Here is a 17,106-nt window from a genome sequence, read left to right as displayed (position 1 = left end):
CCAGTCGCGCCACGACACCCCCGTGGCGTAGCTACGACGTCACTTGAACCCCACTGGCGTCAACCCCACGACCAATGCTCCTCGGCAACCCCATGGCGCCGTCGCGACACCCGTAGAACCCCCGCAACGCCACAGCCCCGTCGGTATCCACTGCATGCAGCGCCGACGGCTGACTCCCCCCACTGCATGGCTCCCAGGCCGTTGGGCCTGCCCTGCCCCTACGCCCCGGCGGCACCTGCCGCCCCGGGCTTCCCAGAGCTGTCCACGTACCTGCTCCATCCTGCCCAGCTCCGCTCGCTCACGGCCCGCACCTGCCGAGGGGATTTCTCATGGCACCACCATCACCCCTGCTCACCATGTCCGCTATCACCAAGTCGTTCCCGGGCGTTCGCGCCCTGGACGGTGTGGATCTCGAGGTCCAGGCCGGCGAAGTCCATTGCCTCCTCGGTCAGAACGGAGCCGGAAAGTCCACGTTGATCAAAGTGCTCGCCGGCGCTCACCAGCCCGACAGCGGTGAGATCACCTGGCAGGGCGAGGAAGTGACCCTGGGGTCGCCGATCGCCGCCATGCGCCTCGGCATCGCCACCATCTACCAGGAACTCGACCTGATCGAGGGGCTGTCCGTCGCGGAGAACGTCTTCCTGGGGCACGAGCCGACCTCGGCCGGGTTCGTCGTGCGCGGCTCCGTCGCCCGTACGGCGACCGCTGAGTTGCTGGAACGGCTGGGGCACTCGGAGATCGACCCCTCGCGACTCGTCGGTGATCTGTCCGCGGCGCAGCAGCAGATCGTCTCCATGGCCCGCGCACTGTCCCACGAGGTTCGGCTGATCGTGATGGACGAGCCGTCCGCGGCACTCGACCCCGAAGAGGTGGACAACCTCTTTCGGATCGTGGGTGATCTGACGGCCGACGGGGTCGCCGTCATCTACATCTCCCACCGCCTTGAGGAGATCCGGCGTATCGGCGACAGGGTCACGGTCCTGAAAGAGGGCCGGTCGGTCGCGGGCGGTCTGCCCGCCGAGTCGACGCCGACCCATGAGGTCGTGGCCCTGATGACCGGGCAGAACGTGGAGTACGTCTTCCCCGAGCGCCCAGAGACAGGGTTCGCCACGGGGAAGGAACCGGTGCTGACGGTCGAGGGGCTCACCCGGCGAGGGGAGTTCGCACCCGTCGATCTGGAGCTGCGGCCCGGTGAGATCGTCGGTTTGGCCGGACTCGTCGGGTCCGGGCGCAGCGAGATCCTGGAGACGATCTACGGGGCACGCAGGCCCGACGGCGGTCGGGTCCTCGTCGACGGCACCCCGCTGCGCCCGGGAAGTGTCCGGGCCGCCGTCCGCGCCGGCATCGGCCTCGCGCCCGAGGAACGCAAGGCGCAGGGCCTGCTGATGCTGGAGTCCGTCAGCAGCAACGTCTCGGTCTCCACCCTGTCCAGGTTCGCCCGCGCGGGCTGGATCGATCGGCGCACCGAGCGGGCGGCGACGCACCAGGCGGTGCGGGAACTGTCCCTGCGCCCGGACAATCCCGATGCCGCGATCAGGACCCTGTCCGGCGGCAACCAGCAGAAGGCGGTCCTGGCGCGTTGGCTGCTGCGGGGCTGCAAGGTGCTGCTGCTGGACGAGCCGACCAGGGGTGTCGACATCGGCGCCCGGGCGGAGCTCTACGCCGTGATTCGCCGGCTGGCCGACGAGGGCCTGGCCGTACTTCTCGTGTCCAGTGAGGTGCCCGAGGTCCTGGGGCTCGCCGACCGGGTGCTGGTGTTGCGTGAAGGCAGCGTCGTGCACACCGCGGACGCCCGGGAGCTCGACGAGCACCGTGTACTCGATCTTGTGATGGAAGGGAGCCCGACGCCATGACGCAGCCGGCCACCGCGCCCCAGAAGGAAGCGCCGACGTCCGCCGCCAAGTCCGCGGGGGGCCAGGACAGTTCACGCCGACCCGCTCTGCGGTGGGACGTGCGTACGCTGTCCCTGCTCGGAGTCCTCGCCGCCCTGGTCGCGGTCGGCGGGATCACCGCACCGGACGAGTTCCTGGCGACGAGCAATCTGCAGCTCGTCCTCACCCAGGCGTCCGTGATCGGTGTCGTCACCGTCGGCATGACCTTCGTCATCACCAGTGGCGGGATCGATCTGTCGGTCGGCGCGATGGTGGCGCTCGCCTCGGTGTGGGCGACGACCGTGGCGACCCAGGAGTTCGGCTTCGCCGGCATCCTCTTCACCGCTGTGATCGTCGGTGTGGGCTGCGGCCTCGTGAACGGTCTGCTGATCGCCTACGGCAGGATGGTGCCGTTCATCGCGACGCTGGCCATGCTCGCCTCCGCCCGCGGCCTGGCGTTGCAGATCACGGGCGGCAGCACCCAGGTCGTGAGCGTCGAATCGGTGCTCGATCTCGGAGCCAGGGACTCCTACGTCCTCGGCATCCCGCCGCTTGTCCTGATCTTCGGCGCGGTCACCGTCATCGGCTGGCTGCTGCTCAACCGCACCACCTTCGGCCGCCGCACCGTCGCGGTCGGCGGCAACGCGGAGGCGGCACGCCTCGCCGGCATCGACGTCCGCCGCCAGCGCCTCTACCTGTACCTGCTGTCCGGACTGTGCTGCGGCATCGCCGCGTTCATGCTGATCGTGCTCGCCGGCTCGGGCCAGAACACCAACGGCAACCTCTACGAGCTGGACGCCATCGCCGCCGCGATCATCGGCGGCACCCTGCTCAGCGGCGGCCGCGGCACCATCATCGGCTCCGTCCTCGGTGTCCTGATCTTCACCACGATCACCAACATCTTCGCCCTGAACAACCTCGAGACCGCTGTCCAGCAGATCGCGAAGGGCGCCATCATCGTCGCCGCCGTCCTGGTCCAGCGCCGCTCGTTGTACGGCGACACCTGACGCCGTACCCCACACCGCCGGACGGCGGCCCCTGACACCGCCGTCCGGCACCCCACAGCCTCCATCTGACGCACACCCGCCCAGCCGAAGGGTCGATCCGCCATGGCAAGAACCCCCGCCACCAGCCGCAGAGCACTGCTGTTCGGCACCGCAGCCGTCTCTGCCGGCGCGCTACTGACGGCCTGCACCAGCAACGAGCCCAAGAACCAGGAACCGGCCGCGGACAACGCCGCCCCGGTCGCCGACGACAAGCCCGGCAAGCAGGTCACCATCGGCTTCGCCGGACCGCAGGCCGACCACGGCTGGCTCAACGCCATCAACGACAACGCCAAGTCACGTGCGAAGAAGTACTCCGACGTCACCCTGGAGATCACCGAGGGGTCCAACGACACCGCCCAGCAGATCGGCCAGATCCAGACCCTGATCAACAAGAAGGTCGACGTCCTGGTGATCCTGCCGGCCGACGGCAAGGCCCTCACCCAGGTCGGACTGCAGGCCATGCGGGCGGGCATACCCGTCATCAACCTGGACCGCGTCTTCGCCTCCCCGCAGGCCTACCGCTGCTGGATCGGCGGCGACAACTACGGCATGGGCCTCAACGCCGGCCACTACATCGGCGAACAGCTCAAGGACACAAAGAACGCCAAGGTCGTCGAACTCGCCGGCCTCGACAACCTCGAACTGACCCAGCAGCGCACCAAGGGCTTCGACGACGCCCTGAAGAACTACCCGAACATCCGCAAGGTGGCCCGCCAGGCGGCCGACTTCACGGTGGAGTCCGGGCAGGCGAAGATGGCCCAACTGCTCCAGGCCCAGTCGAAGTTCGACGCGCTGTGGAACCACGACGACGACCAGGGTGTGGGCGCGCTGCGCGCCATCGATCAGGCCGGTCGCGACGACTTCCTGATGGTCGGCGGCGCAGGTGCCAAGTCCGCGATGGACGCCATCAAGGCCGGCGACAGCGTGCTCAAGGCGACCGTCCTGTACCCGCCTACGATGGCCGCCTCCGCCATCGATCTTGCCCGGGCGCTCGGCCAGGGCAAGGGCGTCGGTGGCCTCGCCGAGTTCGAGATTCCGTCCACGCTGACCCTCTACTCGGCCGTGGTCACCAAGGACAACGTCGACCAGTACCTGCCGACCGGCTTCAGCTGACCGGTCCGGGCCGTGCGCCCCGCGAACACAGTGATGAGTCAGTGACACTCCGATCAGGAGGAATCCGTATGGAACAGAGGGACAGTCGGACCGCACCGCCGGCACTCGGCGTGGGCATGGTCGGCTACGCGTTCATGGGCGCCGCGCACTCACAAGGGTGGCGCACCGTCGGGCGCGTGTTCGACCTGCCACTGCGGCCGGTCCTGGCCGCGATCGCCGGCCGCGACGCGCACGCCGTGCGGGCGGCGGCCGACAAGCATGGCTGGGCCGCGGCGGAGACCGACTGGCGTGCCCTCATCATCCGCGACGACGTACAGCTCGTCGACATCTGCACTCCGGGCGACAGCCATGCGGAGATCGCGATCGCCGCGCTGGAGGCGGGCAAGCACGTGCTGTGCGAGAAGCCGCTGGCCAACTCGGTCGCCGAGGCGGAGGCCATGACCGCGGCCGCTGAAGCGGCCCGCTCGCGCGGGCAGCTGGCCATGGTGGGCTTCAACTACCGGCGGGTGCCCGCCCTCGCCTTCGCCCGCCGGCTCATCGCCGACGGCAGGCTCGGCACGATGCGCCATGTGCGGGTCAGCTACCTCCAGGACTGGCTGGTCGACCCTGACTTTCCGCTGACCTGGCGGCTGCAGCGGGAGCACGCGGGGTCGGGGGCGCTCGGTGACCTCGGCGCGCACATCGTCGACCTCGCGCAGTACCTGGCGGGTGAGGTGCTGGTCGGTGTCTCCGCCCAGACGGAGACGTTCGTCAAGCACCGCCCCCGCCTCGACGGTGCCTCCTCGGGCCTGTCCGCTGCCGGCGGCACCCAGCGCGATGCGGTGACGGTCGACGACGCGGCTGTCTTCACCGGCCGGCTCGCCTCGGGGGCGCTGGCCGTGTTCGAGGCGACCCGGATGGCCTCGGGGCGCAAGAACGCCCTGCGGCTGGAGATCAACGGCGAGTCCGGTTCGCTCGCCTTCGACCTCGAACGCCTCAACGAACTGTCCTTCCACGACCACCGGGAGCCCGCCGCCACGGCGGGGTTCCGCAGGATCGTCGTCACCGAGGCCGAGCACCCCTACCTGGAGGGCTGGTGGCCGCCGGGCCATGTGCTCGGCTATGAGCACACCTTCGCCCACCAGGCCCGCGACCTGGTCGAGGCCATCGCATCGGGCACCGACCCGGTGCCGTCGTTCGCCGACGGTCTGCAGGTGCAGCGGGTGCTCGCCGCGGTGGAGGAGAGCGCGCAGAAGAACTCCGTCTACACCCCTGTCCAGGCCGTCGAGGCCGAAGTCCGCTAGAGAGCCGTCAGGAACCCCGCTCGGAGGCACCATGCCACGCCCGTTCACCCTGTTCACCGGTCAGTGGGCCGATCTGCCGTTGGAGGAGGTCTGCCGGCTGGCCGCCGAGTTCGGCTACGACGGCCTCGAACTCGCCTGCTGGGGCGACCACTTCGAGGTCGACAAGGCGCTTGCCGATCCGTCCTACCTACCCGGCCGCCATGCCCTGCTGGAGAAGTACGGCCTGAAGTGCTGGGCGATCTCCAACCATCTCGTCGGCCAGGCCGTGTGCGACCACCCCATCGACGAACGGCACCAGGGGATCCTGCCCGCCAGGATCTGGGGCGACGGGGAGCCGGAGGGGGTACGCCGGCGCGCCGCGGCCGAGATCAAGGACACGGTGCGGGCCGCGGCCGCCTTCGGAGTCGACACGGTCGTCGGGTTCACCGGATCGTCGATCTGGCATCTGGTGGCGATGTTCCCGCCGGTACCGGAGCGGATGATCGAGCGCGGCTACGAGGACTTCGCCGAGCGCTGGAATCCGATCCTGGACGTGTGCGACAGCGAGGGCGTCCGCTTCGCCCACGAGGTCCATCCGAGCGAGATCGCCTACGACTACTGGACCACGAAACGTGCCTTGGAGGCGGTGGACCACCGGCCTGCCTTCGGGCTCAACTTCGACCCCAGCCACTTCGTCTGGCAGGACCTGGACCCGGTCGGCTTCCTCTACGACTTCCGGGACCGGATCTATCACGTCGACTGCAAGGAGGCCCGCAAGCGTCTGGACGGGCGCAACGGGCGGCTCGGCTCCCATCTGCCCTGGGGTGACCCGCGGCGCGGCTGGGACTTCGTGTCCGCCGGGCACGGTGACGTCCCCTGGGAGGACGTGTTCCGGATGCTGCGTTCGATCGGTTACGGCGGTCCGGTCTCGGTGGAGTGGGAGGACGCCGGCATGGACCGTCTCGTCGGCGCTCCGCGTGCGCTCGCCCATCTGAAGAAGTTCGACTTCGACCCGCCTTCGGCGTCCTTCGACGCCGCCTTCTCAGGGGGCGAGAACTAGCGCTCCGCGGCCAGGGCGTGATGCGCCGTCGGTCTTCAGCGGCGCCGTCGTGGCGGGGCGCGTCCTGGCGGGGCAGGCCCACATCGGCTCAGTCCACACATAGTTGGAGCACCGGGGAACCGTAGCTGTCCTCCTGCCCTGGTGAGAGCCGACCGGGTCCGTGTCCGGTGGCGGAAGAGCCACCGGGCCGGTCCGGGCTGCCCTGACACCACTTTGTCCTGATCAAGGAAAAAGTTCGTCGTTCTCGGTGCGCGAAGGGTTCCGGTCAAGGACGAACGGGGCTACGGTCCCTTCGTGCAACGGCACCACACAGTGGTCCGAGACTGACGGCGTATTCAGGTCGCACGGCGCACGGTTCGTGCGACCGGTCATGGAGGACGTCCCTGCAAGGCGCAGGGTGACGAGCCCTCAGGTATCCCGCATTTCCCACCGGCGGCCCTCTGCCGCCCACCCGTACCCCGTAACCGCGCCGAACACGGAGGAATCCTCCTCGGCCGCGGCCGAAGCTGCCCCGACACCGGAGGTGGGCGGGAGGCCCCCGAGCCCCCTCCCGCAGTCCTCCACACCACATCGGCACCTCGACATGGCAGGGAGGCAGCCCATGAAGAACGACCGGAAAGGTTCGACCCCACCCGCCTGCCGCCCCTGCCCTCACTCGTCTTCGGCGGCCACTGCACCGCCTCCCGTCCCTTGCCCCAGCGAGCCGAACATCCCACCGACGCGGGCCTCCTGCCGTACGGCAGCGCCTTTGCCGTGCGCGCCGAACTCCAGGCCACCGACGAGGAGATACGGCTGGGCGGCCCCCGAACGCCCCGCGTAGCGGCGAGGCACTCATCGCGGACCGCGTCGCCGACCTCACCTCCTTCCGCCTGTACAACGCGCCGGCACGGGCGGTCGCCGTCAACGTCTCCTCCACAGAGCCGCTGCCCGCACCCGACGCCGTACGACGGCCGCCCGGCTCCCCCTACGCGGCCGCCGCCCTGCGAGCGACGACGAAGGTCCGCTCGCCCTGGTCCCCACCCCCCCCGCGCAGTGCCCGGCCGCGTTGCGGCCACCGAAGTGAAGTCCCTTCTCCTGCGGCTCGTCGGCCTCGCTCGAGACGGCCGGCCGTCAGGCATCCGCAGCACCGCGACAACGAAAGAGAGAACCCCTGTGACCGCGTTCAACGACGAAGCCGTCACCAGCGACTCCCTGCGCCGCACACTCGGTGTCAGCCGCCGCCGTTTCCTCACCACTTGCACGGCCGTCACCGGTGCGGCGATCGCCGCACCGGTCTTCGGCGCCACACCCGCCCTGGCGCAGGACAGATCCTCGGCCGCCGGCGATGACCGGGGCCGTTCCGCTCTGGTCCCGCCGCACAAGCGCGGCATCATCCTCTACACCGTCCGGGACGCGGTCGGTCGCGACCCGCTGGCCTCCGACCTGCCCTCCGGTTTCCGGGAGGTCTTCAAGCAGCTGTCGCGCTTCGGCTACCGCCAGGTGGAGTTCGCCGGCTACGGCCAGCACGCCAACGCGCCCGGTGGCGCCGATCTGGGCACCGTCCAGGGCGCGAAGCTGCTGCGCTCCTGGCTCGACGAGTACGGGCTGCGGGCGCAGGGCAGCCACGGCTTCATCCCGTCGTCCTGGCCCCTGACGCCGTCCGACCTGGACACCTTCAAGCGCTGGCTGGAGATATCCAACATCCTCGGCATGGAGCACATGGGCACCGGCGCCGACCCCACCAACACCCCCTACCGGGCCGACTGGGACGTCGCCGCGCAGAAGTGGAACACCCTGGGCTCCATCGCCCGCCGCGAGGGCATCAAGCTCTACACCCACAACCACGACGCGGCCTACGACTTCCTGCTCGACGGCGGCCCGCTCGACGCCCAGGGCCGGCCGACCCGCAGCTCCGGCATCCGCAAGCTGGAGTACTTCCTGAAGTCGACGGACCGCAAGAGCGTCTACCTGGAGCTGGACGTCTTCTGGGCGCACGTGGCCCAGTACAAGTTCCACACGTACACCGCCCACGACGGCTCACAGCGCAAGGACGTCTTCGACCCGGCCGCACTCGTGGTCCGCAACACCAACCGTTTCCCGCTCTTCCACGCCAAGGACGGTGTCGTCAACCTCCAGAGCGGCCTGGGCTACGACATGGTGCCGTTCGGCACGGGCGACATCGACTACCGGAAGTTCTTCACCCTGGTGGGGGCGAAGAACTACCACAACCCGATGGTCGAGCAGGACAACGCACCGAGCGCGAGCGTGCCCGGTCAGTCCCTGGACTTCGCCCGCATCGGCTACGGCAACCTCGCGGCCCTGCGCGCCTGCAACTGACGAAGCGTCACCCGCAATGCCCGCCCGGCGCCTTGGTGTCGGGCGGGCCCCCGGGCGTGCCCGAAAAACCCGGAAACTCCAGGACAGACTTTCATCGAAAAAGTTGAAACTTTGTCCTTGACGTGTTGAAAGTGAGCGCCCTAGCGTCCAACTCACGCATTTCGTCCGGCACTTCACCCGCTGGCCAGACCAAAGGAGTTCTGAGTGCGCAACAGACGGATCGTCACCCTCGTGGGCGCGGCTGCGTTGGCCGGAGCCGTCGGGCTCCTGCCGCTCTCCCCAGCCCAAGCCGCCAGACCAGACCCGGCACCGTCGGCTTCGTCCGACTTCCAGAAGGTCACCCTCAACGACCGTCCGGGCGAGCCCATGGCCCTGGCCGTCCTGCCCGACCGGAGGGTGCTGCACACCGCGCGCACCGGAGAGGTCCGCATCCACGAGCCCAAGAGCGGCGTGAACTTCCTCGCCGCCGACCTCAAGAAGAGCCCCGCCGGCCTGTATCAGCACGACGAGGAAGGCGTACAGGGCATCGCCATCGACCCCGCCTTCGCCAAGAACCACTGGGTCTACCTCTACTACTCGCCCCGCCTGAACACTCCCATGGACGACCCGGCCACCCCGGGCGTCAACGAGGGCGACGCCCCGCAATTCGGCACCGACGCCGACTTCGCCAAGTACAAGGGCGTCACCCGGCTGTCACGGTTCAAGCTCGTGGGCAACAAGCTCGACTACGCCACCGAACAGAAGATCCTCGACGTCCCGGCCGACCGCGGCATCTGCTGCCACGTCGGCGGCAAGATCGACTTCGATGGCAAGGGCAACCTGTTCCTGTCCACCGGAGACGACTCCAACCCGTTCTCCTCCGACGGCTACGCCCCCGTCGACGACCGCCCCGACCGCAACCCTGCCTACGACGCGCGGCGCACCGCGGGCAACACCAACGACCTGCGCGGCAAGGTCCTGCGCATCAAGGCCAAGCCCAACGGCGGCTATTCCATACCGAAGGGCAACCTCTTCGCGCCGGGCACCGCGAAGACCCGCCCCGAGGTCTACGCCATGGGCCTGCGCAACCCCTTCCGCTTCGCCGTGGACGACAAGACCGGCGAGCTCTACGTCGGCGACTACTCGCCCGACGCCAACACCGCCAACCCGGGCCGCGGCCCCGCCGGCCAGGGGCGCTGGATGGTCATCGACCGCCCCGCCAACTACGGCTGGCCGTTCTGTGTGACCCCGGACATGCCGTACCAGGACTACGACTTCGCCACGCAGACCTCCAGCGGCGCCTTCAACTGCGCCAAGCCCGTCAACGACTCGCGCCACAACACCGGCCGCAGCGAGCTGCCCCCGGTCGAGGACTCCGAGATCGTCTACGGCTACGGGGCCTCCGCGGAGTTCCCCGAACTCGGCACCGGCGGCATCGGCCCCATGGGCGGCCCGGTGTACAGCTACGACAAGCACAACAAGGCCCAGAACCGCTGGCCCCAGTACTTCGACGGCAAGCCGCTCTTCTACGAGTGGACCCGCGATCAGATGAAGGCCATCACCCTCGGCAAGAAGAACGAGGTGCTGAAGATCGAGGACGCGATCCCCTCGATCACCACGGACGGCCCGATCGACGCCGAGTTCGGCCCCGACGGCGCGCTGTACGTCCTGGAGTACGGCACCGGCTACTTCGCGGAACTGCCCGAGGCCCAGCTCTCCCGCATCGACTTCACGCGGGGCAACCGCACCCCGGAGCCCAAGGTCGCCGCGGACGTGGTCAACGGCACCAGCCCGCTGACGGTCCAGTTCTCCAGCGCCGGCACCAAGGACGCCGACGGTGACGCCCTCCGCTACGCCTGGGACTTCGACGCCAACGGCACCGTGGACTCCAGGGAGGCGAACCCGAAGCACACCTTCACCGACAACGCCGTCTACGACGCCACACTGAAGGTCACCGACAGCACCGGGCGTTCGGCCTCCGCCTCCGTTCTCGTCGTGGTCGGCAACAAGGCGCCCACCGTCTCGCTCACCACCGACCCGGCCCCGCACGGCGGCACACCGTTCCACTGGGGCGACACGGTCACCTGGCAGGTCACCGTCACCGACGACCAGCCGGTGGACTGCTCCAAGGTCAGCGTCTCGTTCATCCTCGGCCACGACTCGCACGGCCACCCGCTCTCCACGAGCAACGGCTGCTCCGGATCGTTCGTGACCTTCGTGGACGGCGGTCACTCCGGTTCGGACAACCTCAAGGCAGTCTTCAACGCCACCTACACGGACACGCCCCCGGACGGCCTGCCCTCCCTCTCGGGCAGCGCCGAGGTCGCGCTGACACCGGCCGACTGATCCGACCCGACGACAGCACAGCGGGGCGCCACGTGTGGGCGCCCCGCTGCCGCGGTAGCCAACCGCTCGCGCAGCGCGGCGCAACCGGTCAGGCAGCCCGGAGACGGGTCACGCCGTCGGCGACCCGGAAGAACTGGTAGTGCGTGGGGGAGAGGTCGGGAACGGTGCCCAGAAGACAAGGAGAGGAACACCGTCGGACGCCTGAGCAACAGGCTGAAGGCCTGGCGGGGCATCGCGAGCCGCTACGCCAAGACACCCGAGAGCTACCTCTCCGGCCTCCACCTCCGCACCTCGATGATCTGGATCAACGCCCTCCTGCAGGCAACTGGTTGTGACTGACCCTGGTTGGCCGGGCTGAGCATGGCAGTTGGCCGCTGGATGGCCGCTCAAGGGGTGGCTCCGCGCCTACCGAAAGCCGAGGTGTGGATCGGTGGCGACCAGCTCACCGCTTGCGGCCCACAGGCGGGCGGCAACGGCCGGGTCGGCCATGTGGGAGGGGACGGGTTCACGCCGGGGTATGCCACGCAGGCCGAAGACCCTCGGCCCCCACAGCTGCCCTCCTTGCACGTCAGAGTCGAGGACGGCACGGACGACGGGCCAGGCTCCGGCGTCCTTGCCCTGCACCAGGAAGGCGGACGGCAAGGCGCGCAGCCGCTCGCCGGGGGTTGTCACGCTCAGCGGCGGGCGGGACGGGGTGAGGGAGTCCAGTGCGCCGCCGGGGTGGGCCACCACGCTGAGCACCGTGCTGCCGACGGCACGCAGGCGGCGATCGAGTTCGAAGCCAAAGCACATCTGCGCCAGCTTCGATCGGCCGTAGGTGCGCTTGGGCCGGTAGTCCTGGGTCGACTGCAGATCGTTGAGGTCCAGTCGCTCGGACCGCGCCGCGAAGCTTCCCACCGTCACGATGCGGCCTGCCGGAGCTGTGGACAGCAGGGGGGCCAGCCACTGGGTCAGCGCGAAGTGGCCGAGGTGGTTGGTGCCGAACATCAGCTCGTGGCCGTCCTTGGTCTCTCGACGCGGCGGGTCGTCGAGCGCGACCCCCGCGTTGTAGACCACCGCGTCGAGACGATCGAGGTCCAGCCTGTCCACGGAGGTCTTCAGGGACGACAGGTCGGCGAGGTCCAGTTGAAGGTGGCGCACCTGCGCGCCGGGGACGCGCGAGCGGATCGAGGCCATGGCGGCGTCGGCCTTCGCACGGTCCCGGCTGCCGAGTATGACGACGCCGCCAGTGGCGGCGAGCTGCTCCGCGGCAAAGTAGCCGATCCCGGCGTTACCCCCGGTGACCAGGAAGATCCTGCCCTCGGCAGTCGGTAGCCGGTGAACGTCCCACGGTCGGCTCTGGGATGCGGAAGACACGATGACAGGCTCCTTGCGCTCTGGGGCAGCGTGCTCATGGAGAGCACCGACCCGCACAAGGTCGCAACCTCCACCGACATATCGCCGACAGATCACCCGCACCGCCGACAGATTTCCGACACCCCTCCGGAGAACTGCTGAGAGCAGGAATGCCGCTACGCCACGACCGGGGCGGAAACTGAGAGCGAGTGTGGCCAGGTGAAGCACGAACGGGGCCATCCCGCTCGGTCAAATGGGGCCGCTACACACAGTCGAAGCCAGCCGGAGTCGCGTGACACCGGTGCCTAGTCCCGCGTGGGCGGCCAGGTGGCCGGCGTCTGCGTAGCTGGACAGGTCTCCGCCGATGGCGAGGAACTCGGCGTGTGGCGAGGGGAATTGAACGTGTCGGGGTGGTCCGTGCCGACGGCTTCGCGCATGTGCCCTGGACTCCGCCGGCTGTGGGACCTTGCACTTCCGGTCTGGTCGAAGCGATCAACGAGGTCCGCCGGGCCCAGCATCGAGATTTCACGTGTGCTGAACGGGATGCTGTTACCGCATTTGGCCAGCCGACTGGCTCTGTGCGCTGAGGTGACACCTGAGGCCGCGGACACCGTGAGTTCAAGTGCCCGGCGGGAGCGGAGTACCCGTTTGTTGTCCGCGCGGAGACCTGTTGGGTGAAGGCATCCGAGGCGAGGGGAACCAGTTCATGGTCATGGCCGTTCGGTATCCGTCTGCTGCCTGGCATGACGGCACGCTCCCTACGGGCGGGGAGACATTACCCGCAGGCTGGGGTTGGGGGCTTCGGGGTATCCCGTGGTGACGGCGGACCCGAGGCAGGCCATCTACCGAGCCCAGCATCCTCGGCTGGCCGGGTACGTTAGCCGCCGAGTGGGGGACGAGGCGGCTGTGGCGGACATTTGCCAGCAGGTGTGGGTGGCGTACTTCCGGCGGTCCTGGCAGGGGTATGAGGACGAGGTAGCGCCGTTGTTCGTGATCGCCCGCAGACGCGTGGCCGACTGGTACGCGCAGGCAGGGCGGGCGGCGGAACTCCCGGGCGACGCGTTCGTGTACGAGGCGCTGGACCAGCGGCCCGGCCAGCAGCATCAGGAGAGTGAGCGTGCCGATGTCCGGGTCGATGTTCAGCAGGCTCTGGCACGCCTGTCCGAGCGGCAACGGCAGGCGGTGACCCTGCGTTACATCGACGGCCTGGACCGGGGCAGTGCGGCCGCGTTGATGGGCATCGGCGTCGAAGGGCTGAAGAAACTCACCACTGCGGCGATGCGCGAGCTTCGGGCCATGCCCGAACTCCAGGGCTATCTCCTCCCTCTCGACCAAGGGGCACACAAAGGGGCACACCGATGACGCACCACCAGCACCGGTCCGGTGACGAAAGGCTCGAGGGGCTGCTTGCCGAACTGGGCGCACCACGTCCTGCCTTCGCCGAAGGTGAACTGCTGTCCGGGTTCCGCGCGGTGGGGGAGCAGCTGCGCAGGCTCGGTGCCGCGGAGGCGGCGCTCGTCGACGCGGCCACGGACCGGGCCGAAATCGGCAGCGACGCCTACGCCCTGGGGATCGAATTCTCGCGTCGGGAGGACTGGGAACAGGCGGCCCGCTGGCTGGAACTGGCGGCCCGGTCCGGTGTCGCCGACGCCGCCTACGAACTGCAGACCCTCGATCGCCGTCGGGCACTGAACAATCTCGCCGGCGTGTCAGCCGCCGGAAGCGACACCTGGCAGGCCCCCGCTACCCGGCTGGCCCGGCTACGCCGGAGCTTCAGCCGCCTGCACGAGGCCGAGAGCCTGGCCCATACCCTCAAAGCCGTCGCCGAGGGCGCGGTGAATGATCTCGACTACGGAGCTTGCTGTCTCAATCTGGTCCGCCCCGACGGCGATCTCGTCGTCGCTTCGGTGTCCGGCAGCGAGACCGCCGAATCCTTCCTGGCCGGGCGGGTCGGCCCGCGCGCGGCATGGGATGCCCGCCTGTCGATGGGCGAGCGCTGGGGCGAAGTCGCTTATATCTCCCACGAAATCGGCTGGACCACCGACGGCGACGGTGTCCCGTCGTGGCGGTCGGAAGGAGGGCCGGATCCGGCACCGGGCAGGTGGCACAACGAGGACCGGCTCTTCGCCGAGATGCGCACATCCGACGGCGCCCTGCTGGGGGTGCTGTCCGTGGATCTTCCGCAGGACGGGCTGCTGCCGGGGCCGTGGGAGCGCGAAGCGCTTCAGCTCTACGCCCGCGAGGCCGCGCTCGCGATCACCACAGCGCGCCTGCGGGCCGACGCGCAGCGCGCGCTGGTACGGCTGGAACGCGAGCACACGCTGCTGCAGGTGGGCGAGGACCGGCTGCGTCAGACCATGGCGATTGCCCAGCGGCCCATGGCCTTGGCTGAGCTGCCTGCGGGCCGGCCGAGCAGACTGCTCAAAGTCAACGATGCCCTGTGCCGGCTGCTGGACCGAAGTCCCAACGCGCTGCTCGAGTTCTCCCTGGAGGACCTGGTCCACCCGGACGATCTCGCTGCCTGGCTGCGGATCTCACAGGCCAGGGGCAGCTGCACAGCCCGCCTGACCCGCCGTGACGGCTCCTACTTGCCGACCACCATCAGTGCCGTTCCCGTCACCGGCGACTCATCCAGGGGCTCGGACGGCCCGCGCTGCCTCATCACACTAGACGAGGACGGCCGTGCCGGCCGGAGCTCCGGCGCACCGGTTCTGACCTGTGATCCGCTCACCGGTGCGGTGACCGGCGCGGCACTCCGCGCCGAACTGCAGCGCCTGTGCGACACGCCCGCGACCGACGGACGCGCCACCAGTGTGGCCGTGCTGTCGGTGGGGCTCGACGACTTCACTCTGATCAACACCAACCACGGACAAGAGGTAGGGGACGCGGTCCTGGTAGAGGTGGCCCGGCGCCTGACCGACCTGGCACGTCGCGGTGACGTGGTGGCCCGGCTGGGCGGCGACGAGTTCGCCCTTCTCGCCATCGGGCGGACCTTCCAGCAGATCGAAGAACTGGAACCGCGCATCCGGGCCTCTCTCACCCACCCGATCCGCATCAGCGGCACCACGCTCCACCTGTCGGCCAGCGTGGGGATCATGTGGGCCAGGAACGGGATGACGGCGGAGCAGATCATCAACACGGCCGACCAGGACATGTACTTCGCCAAAACGCTCCGCAAGACCGCGCAGCTGTCGCACACCACGTAGCGGTCGACGGCGTACAAACTGCGTCCTCGCTGGTGGAAGCACCCGGAGAATGCCCGGCATCTCTCCGGCGCTGGCCAGGACGCCCCGCGCGAGGAGAACGCCGGAGGGGGAGCCGGTTCTCCTCGTACCGGCTGTCACCGCCGCTTACAACGGCGGTGACAGCCGCTCCCCGATCTCACTGGGAGGAGCAGGAGCGAAGTGCGTGTAGGCACTGGGGTGCAACGCTGTTGGCTCGGAGCAGCGAAAGGCCCCGGCTGCGCCGCGTGCCTGGGGCCTGCCCGCCAGCATTACACCGCCTCCAACCGCAGAACGGCCGTGCCTGCCTGGGCAGATCCGAATGAGTCCGGCCGTGTCGCCATCGCGCACTGCATGGTTGTAGCGGTCCTGGACGGGGCCGATGGCCAGCCTTGGAAGGCATGGCGATCGGCTTCACACGGGGGCGAAACCACGAAGAGTCGGCCCGCTGAGCGGTACCGACTCTCTGGGGCAGTCTCACGGGCCAACGTGATCGTGCCAGTTCTCCCTGGTCAGCCTGTTGAGCCAGGAGCAGTGACGGGGAGCACGCCAACGTGGCGCGTGTGCATCGTGGCACGTAGATAGCCCTGGAACAAGATTTGGTGAGACAAAGTGAGATGCGCTTGCCTCCTGTGAGGGGGCGCGCTTTTGGCATCGCGCGCCTGCGCCGGGCAAGTGCCTGGTCAGCGGTTGATGCATTTCGCCCCATCCCAAAAATGCGAGGCATGGGGCTGTTGTGGCATCTATCAGGCACAGGTACAGACGCGCATCAATTCCCTTGATCGACGCGAGAAAGTGGGGTGTTCACGAGCGGGGTCTACCTGGGGTGATGCCACCAGCCGCGCAGCGCCTTCCCACGAGCACGAAGATCACTTCCCGTTTTGTCATGCTCACCCCACTAGCTCGCTCGCGGGATCGGTGACAATCGATGCTGCATCCGTCACCGATCTCTCCTCCGGCCCGGCACCACACCGCTTGAAATATGCGCACCGACTGCCCTCCAGCCTCGATGAGTTGGCCGGCCCCAAGCGCGGCATGGTCAAGCTGCCACTGCACGCAGCGTGGTCCGGGCTGCGCGTGCTCGATCCGGACCCGGCCACGCCAGCGCATGAGCCTGTACCGGACCGCGCTCATGGAAGGCACACGACAGGATCTGTGCCGTTTCCTCAACGGCTGCGTGCTCCTTGATCTGCGGCCGGTCCTGCGCAGCCTCACAGGTCGGGATGTACGGGACGTCTGGGAGGATGCTTTCCCTCAGCTGCGAGAGGCCGGGGAGCCGGTGACGACTCCACCAGGTGGAAGCCGTAGGGGACTCCCGAGGTCCGGCCGCCACCAGGCCTGAGCCGGAAACCCCTCGGCGAGTGCCCTGAAGTTCGGCTGGTCGCGCCAGACCTCGCGGATGCCGATCACGAACTCTCGCGTCGCAGCGGATCCGCATCCTGACGGCCGAGAAGAGCGTCTTACAACGGCTAACACAAAGAGGTGGATCGGCGCTGACGGCCGCGTCCAGGGCGGGAGTTGAGCGTTCCGTCTGGTGTGGGGATGTCGCCGTGGATC

Annotated in this window: 11 protein-coding genes; 9 read left to right on the top strand and 2 right to left on the bottom strand. The window is 68.8% G+C overall.

Annotated features, from left to right (window positions below; all coding sequences use genetic code 11):
• The first annotated feature begins 329 nt into the window (after positions 1-329).
• The 5 genes from ACFYXF_RS00055 (at position 330) to ACFYXF_RS00035 (ending at position 6,352) form a co-directional block, all read left to right on the top strand.
• A complete protein-coding gene (locus ACFYXF_RS00055; protein WP_389346362.1) occupies positions 330-1,853 on the top strand; it encodes a sugar ABC transporter ATP-binding protein in 1,524 nt (507 codons plus the stop codon).
• Entirely contained in the window at positions 1,850-2,878 is a 1,029-nt protein-coding gene (locus tag ACFYXF_RS00050; protein WP_389346360.1) for an ABC transporter permease, read from the top strand. Before ACFYXF_RS00055 ends, ACFYXF_RS00050 begins: the two co-directional genes overlap by 4 nt.
• A gap of 102 nt (positions 2,879-2,980) precedes the next feature.
• Positions 2,981-4,030 carry a substrate-binding domain-containing protein gene (locus ACFYXF_RS00045; RefSeq protein ID WP_389346358.1) on the top strand — a complete coding sequence of 350 codons (1,050 nt, stop codon included), beginning with the start codon at positions 2,981-2,983 and terminating at the stop codon, positions 4,028-4,030.
• Positions 4,031-4,098: 68 nt separating this feature from the next.
• Positions 4,099-5,313 (top strand): Gfo/Idh/MocA family protein, encoded by a 1,215-nt coding sequence (locus tag ACFYXF_RS00040; protein WP_389346356.1) that lies wholly within the window; start codon positions 4,099-4,101, stop codon positions 5,311-5,313.
• Positions 5,314-5,344: 31 nt separating this feature from the next.
• Positions 5,345-6,352 (top strand): sugar phosphate isomerase/epimerase family protein, encoded by a 1,008-nt coding sequence (locus tag ACFYXF_RS00035; RefSeq protein WP_389346354.1) that lies wholly within the window; start codon positions 5,345-5,347, stop codon positions 6,350-6,352.
• Between the two features lie 651 nt (positions 6,353-7,003).
• Here ACFYXF_RS00035 and ACFYXF_RS00030 read toward each other — a convergent pair.
• Complete coding sequence (locus ACFYXF_RS00030; protein ID WP_389346352.1) at positions 7,004-7,183, bottom strand: hypothetical protein; 180 nt, start codon at positions 7,181-7,183, stop codon at positions 7,004-7,006.
• A 321-nt stretch (positions 7,184-7,504) separates the two neighbouring features.
• On the opposite strand from ACFYXF_RS00030, the gene ACFYXF_RS00025 reads away from it, so the two are divergent.
• Positions 7,505-8,668 carry a sugar phosphate isomerase/epimerase family protein gene (locus ACFYXF_RS00025; protein WP_389346350.1) on the top strand — a complete coding sequence of 388 codons (1,164 nt, stop codon included), beginning with the start codon at positions 7,505-7,507 and terminating at the stop codon, positions 8,666-8,668.
• 204 nt (positions 8,669-8,872) lie between these two features.
• Positions 8,873-10,993: a PQQ-dependent sugar dehydrogenase gene (locus ACFYXF_RS00020; RefSeq protein WP_389346347.1), complete on the top strand. Its 2,121-nt coding sequence runs from the start codon at positions 8,873-8,875 to the stop codon at positions 10,991-10,993.
• A 405-nt stretch (positions 10,994-11,398) separates the two neighbouring features.
• On the opposite strand, the gene ACFYXF_RS00015 is transcribed toward ACFYXF_RS00020, so the two are convergent.
• On the bottom strand, positions 11,399-12,349 hold the full coding sequence (locus ACFYXF_RS00015) for an SDR family NAD(P)-dependent oxidoreductase (protein WP_389346345.1): 951 nt from the start codon (positions 12,347-12,349) through the stop codon (positions 11,399-11,401).
• Positions 12,350-13,141: 792 nt separating this feature from the next.
• Between ACFYXF_RS00015 and ACFYXF_RS00010 the strand changes: the two genes are divergently transcribed.
• Together ACFYXF_RS00010 and ACFYXF_RS00005 are read left to right on the top strand one after the other, a co-directional pair.
• Positions 13,142-13,690, top strand: a complete 549-nt coding sequence (locus ACFYXF_RS00010; protein WP_389346343.1) for an RNA polymerase sigma factor — start codon at positions 13,142-13,144, stop codon at positions 13,688-13,690.
• Positions 13,687-15,534 (top strand): diguanylate cyclase domain-containing protein, encoded by a 1,848-nt coding sequence (locus ACFYXF_RS00005; protein ID WP_389346340.1) that lies wholly within the window; start codon positions 13,687-13,689, stop codon positions 15,532-15,534. Before ACFYXF_RS00010 ends, ACFYXF_RS00005 begins: the two co-directional genes overlap by 4 nt.
• Positions 15,535-17,106: the final 1,572 nt, after the last annotated feature.

The organism is Streptomyces sp. NPDC002680 (assembly GCF_042889145.1).
Lineage (GTDB): Bacteria > Actinomycetota > Actinomycetes > Streptomycetales > Streptomycetaceae > Streptomyces > Streptomyces adonidis.
The sequence above is the reverse complement of the archived record's forward strand: the minus strand, read 5'-3'. Positions and strand labels throughout refer to the sequence as shown.

What these genes read in the sequence shown, in the direction of transcription:
- ACFYXF_RS00035 (WP_389346354.1), top strand. Translation starts at nt 5,345, where the DNA reads ATGCCACGCCCGTTCACCCTGTTCACCGGTCAGTGGGCCGATCTGCCG.
- ACFYXF_RS00055 (WP_389346362.1), top strand. Translation starts at nt 330, where the DNA reads ATGGCACCACCATCACCCCTGCTCACCATGTCCGCTATCACCAAGTCG.
- ACFYXF_RS00045 (WP_389346358.1), top strand. Translation starts at nt 2,981, where the DNA reads ATGGCAAGAACCCCCGCCACCAGCCGCAGAGCACTGCTGTTCGGCACC.
- ACFYXF_RS00005 (WP_389346340.1), top strand. Translation starts at nt 13,687, where the DNA reads ATGACGCACCACCAGCACCGGTCCGGTGACGAAAGGCTCGAGGGGCTG.
- ACFYXF_RS00040 (WP_389346356.1), top strand. Translation starts at nt 4,099, where the DNA reads ATGGAACAGAGGGACAGTCGGACCGCACCGCCGGCACTCGGCGTGGGC.
- ACFYXF_RS00050 (WP_389346360.1), top strand. Translation starts at nt 1,850, where the DNA reads ATGACGCAGCCGGCCACCGCGCCCCAGAAGGAAGCGCCGACGTCCGCC.